At 32.5% G+C, this 3,533-nt stretch carries 3 protein-coding genes; all 3 read right to left on the bottom strand.

Features of this window, described 5'->3' with window-relative positions; genetic code table 11:
- Nucleotides 1-115 precede the first annotated feature (115 nt).
- Nucleotides 116-541, bottom strand: coding sequence for a hypothetical protein (locus DFQ11_RS14865; RefSeq protein WP_110476664.1), 426 nt, complete (start codon nucleotides 539-541; stop codon nucleotides 116-118).
- Nucleotides 542-551: 10 nt separating this feature from the next.
- The gene (locus tag DFQ11_RS14860; RefSeq protein WP_110476663.1) at nucleotides 552-2,360 is read right to left on the bottom strand and encodes a hypothetical protein; all 1,809 of its coding nucleotides are present in this window, start codon (nucleotides 2,358-2,360) and stop codon (nucleotides 552-554) included.
- 228 nt (nucleotides 2,361-2,588) lie between these two features.
- Complete coding sequence (locus DFQ11_RS14855; RefSeq protein WP_110476665.1) at nucleotides 2,589-3,341, bottom strand: endonuclease/exonuclease/phosphatase family protein; 753 nt, start codon at nucleotides 3,339-3,341, stop codon at nucleotides 2,589-2,591.
- Nucleotides 3,342-3,533: the final 192 nt, after the last annotated feature.

The raw sequence follows: 3,533 nt of genomic DNA, 5'->3' as shown, positions 1-3,533 counted from the left end.
TTGCTAAATCTGGACTAATATATGAGGATAGTTACAGAAGTTCTTTGGTGAGAAATTAATGCTTTTTTACTTGTTTTTTACCACAGTACTTTGTTAGCAAAAGTATTTTATTTCGCTATGGTAAATCGTGTGCATTATCAAAATCTTCTTGGGTGATTAAAAATGAATAGTTATTATTATTTATGTCAAAACCACCATTTGGTAAAAAAGGGTTTCTATCGTTTGAAAAATTCAATGTACCACTTCCCTCATCATTTACAATATAGCCTTTATCATTCGAAAATCGTATAATTAACGAGTCTATATTACATTGGTTGGAAAATAAACCTCTAAAATTCTCATCATTGTAAGAACATTCTAAACCAGATTGATTTGTACTTAAATTTACATTCGATATTAAATTTCCTTCAAAATATGCCTTAATGTTAAGGTTTTCATTAGAATTATTTTGAATTTCCAAATTATAGTTATTTAAGTCTGGCTCATCAGTACAGCTAAAAAATAAAATCCCAATTAATAAAGTATAAAATATATTTTTCATAACCCATATTTTAGAATATCGTATTACAAGGGGTGCTTAAATTATTATTTCTTACATCTCTTACATAATCAAAAAGTTCATTGAGATTGTTTTCTGTGGAATTGAAATAATAGTTTCTAAGGTTATTTTCCCAACAATCAATATCTCTACAATCATCTAGAGCATTTTGTATTTGATTTAAAGTATAACCTTGAACTCCATCAACAGGTGGATCTGGTTTTAGAAAAGCATATTCAATGGATTGGTTATAATCATCAATAAGGTCTGCTACAATTGGTGTATATTCATCCATCTCAAATACTCTATCTCTTTGCCTTGTGAAATTCCAACCAATATTGTCGTTGCTTGAATCTAAATAATTAGGTTCAAGACTCAAATACCTATCATTAGTAATAATAGTTTCCACACCTTCGGCCCAGCTTTCTGTAAGTATGGCTCTATTGCAACTTCCGATATGGAAAATAGAAAACATACCAGGGTCCATTCTTTGGTGTCCTGCGTGTGTAAGCTCGTGAACTGTTGTGGCATAAATGCCGTCGCTACCTCTGTAAACGCAATTACCATTAATTTTACTACGTCTAGTTATTTTTATTCTTGATACTGGTAGCAAGGTTAAGACGTTTGCACGATGTTCTGAACTTGCACATTGTGTGTATTTAGCACTAATATTTATCCTATCTCTAGGCATACTCAAACCATATTGTGGTGCTATTCGAGTATAATAATCGAACGCAGCATTTTGAACGTAACCATAAAATTGTCTTCTCCCATAAGTATAGTGTCTTCTCCAAGCTCTACGTTTATGTGTTCTATGACCTCTATCTCTTGCATTCCAAAACCAAGAACTTGCTTTTACAGTAAAACGTCTAATATTGCCACTTCTTCTGTTTTTGAAATACAAAGCGTATTTAACTCGTTTAGTTCTTGTTCTAGATGTTTCAAAATAACCATTGCGATTAGTATGGGCTTTTCTTATAACCAACCAACCCCATTTTCTCACACGAACTCGCGCTCCCATAACACCAACGTTCTGGTTTATGGCGTCTTCTTGCACAGTTATTGTGCCGCGAGGACGCCATTTTCTTCTTCTAAACAACCTTGCTTCCCCTTCTACATCTTCATCGTTGGGTTCTAATTCGTAGTTTATTTGTACGTCCTTTACTTTAAGTCCAAGCCTTTTTACATCATCATAGCTTAATCTTTCGCTAGGGTCGTTCTGAAAGTAGGTATGTTCTTTTTTCTCATCCTCCTCTAAATTGTCAGAAATTTTTAATGCCTCTGTATTGAGGTCTTCATAAAAATCAAGTATATTTTCTTCTTTTTCTGATGGTGTTTCGCCTATTGCATCTTCACTTGTAAAATGCAGGTCTTTGAGTATTTCGTGAGGTACCTCGCTAGGTATTTGATAATCCTTTGGAACTACGGAATAGTAAAAGGTAAAAATGGTATCATTGGCCTTTGGGTCTAAATATATTGACCCTTGGTTTGCTATTTCATATTCAAATGGTTCATCAGATACAGCCAAAATTGTATCATTGACAATTTTGTTGTACTGAATGCTGTCCTGTGGTTTAAATTTCACATACAAATGGGTTTTGTTTATCGGATAATTTTTGTCAGGATGTTTTACTGCCGTTGGGTTCTTTAAAATGCTTTGGTAGGCTTCTGCCATATTTTCGACAGAGCAGGGAATTTTCTTTTGAGTGCCCAAAACTGTATATTTGTCATCTCCAGTACCTTTTTTCATATAGGATTCAGAATTAAATTCATTAGACAATTTATTCTCTGAAAATGAGTCGTCCTTCTCACAGGATGTCATAAAAGTTAGAATACTTACAAGTATTGCTAATGGTAGATTTTTTTTTCATAAGAAAAATAGGTTAATTTATTTTTTACAAATTTAGTTTTCCTTTAACAATGAACGTTAATTTTAGGTTAATATTTTTGCTAACGGTTTTGTATAAGATTAGTGGCGTGTTTAAGCACCTAATTTAGCAAGTAAATACCGGATAGAAAATCCGCGAGGATTTTCGTAAGTAGGCGAGAACTAGCCATTAATTTTATACGGTGTTGGCGTGTCGTTATTTTTTTCAGTTTCAAATTCGCAAATAATTGGTAAATGGTCACTTACTTTTAACCAATCACTAATTTTTCCAAATTCCATTTTTTTTAGTCCGTTTATAAATTCCTTACTACCAAAAACATAATCGATATGATATGGCTTTTCTAATTTTCTATGCAGGAAAAAAGTCGGTCGAGTTTCGGTTCCTTGTTCTTCTTTCCAATATTTATGATATAAACTTTCAATTCCAATTTCGTTCAGTTCAGCCACAACGTCAGAATGATTCCACCATCTGTCCCATTTGTCCCAAATCTTGTTGCTATTAAAATCTCCAATAATTAAACTCTTCTTTAAATTTGGTTTGTTGACTTGAAGATATTTCCATAATTGTCCAATATATCCAAAAGTCGGTGATTTATTGCTGTGATTCCAAACTGCTAATAGGTCAAAATCTCCATTTACAGAGCAAGGTAAAAAGTGTTTTACTTTATGGTCTTTAAAATTGTCTGACCAATTCAGTCTTTTTAGTTCTATATTTTTCTTTGCAAAAATTCCAATTCCTTTATTTTTAGTGTCTCCAATCCATAAATAATTTTCCGCCCATTCAATGTATTCTTTGTGTTTGGTTTCTGCTGGATTTTCACACTCTTGAATTATATGTATGTCAGCATTAAAGTCCGTTAAATCCTCAAACTTTTTTCTTAATGCTCCATTACAATTCCAAGTAATAATTTTCAATTTGAGTTCTGTTTTTCTAATGCACGCCAACGGTTTTGTGTATCTTAAGTTAGCGATTATAAATATAAGTTATAAATTAGGAATCAAATCAGAAAGAAAAAAAGAGAGGATTAAGGTTATTTTGTGTATTGAGACAGCGATCTCGTTTTTCATGACAATCCCCTCTCTTTCCTACTATTATTTCGAACAGTT

The sequence above is a fragment of the Winogradskyella epiphytica genome, from assembly GCF_003217215.1.
Classification (GTDB): domain Bacteria; phylum Bacteroidota; class Bacteroidia; order Flavobacteriales; family Flavobacteriaceae; genus Winogradskyella; species Winogradskyella epiphytica.
Note: the sequence above shows the minus strand (reverse complement) of the source record. Positions and strands in the feature narration are given on the sequence as shown.

Bases quoted from the DNA above. Each gene is read 5' to 3' on its own strand.
- DFQ11_RS14865 (WP_110476664.1), bottom strand. From the start codon at position 541: ATGAAAAATATATTTTATACTTTATTAATTGGGATTTTATTTTTTAGC.
- DFQ11_RS14860 (WP_110476663.1), bottom strand. From the start codon at position 2,360: ATGACATCCTGTGAGAAGGACGACTCATTTTCAGAGAATAAATTGTCT.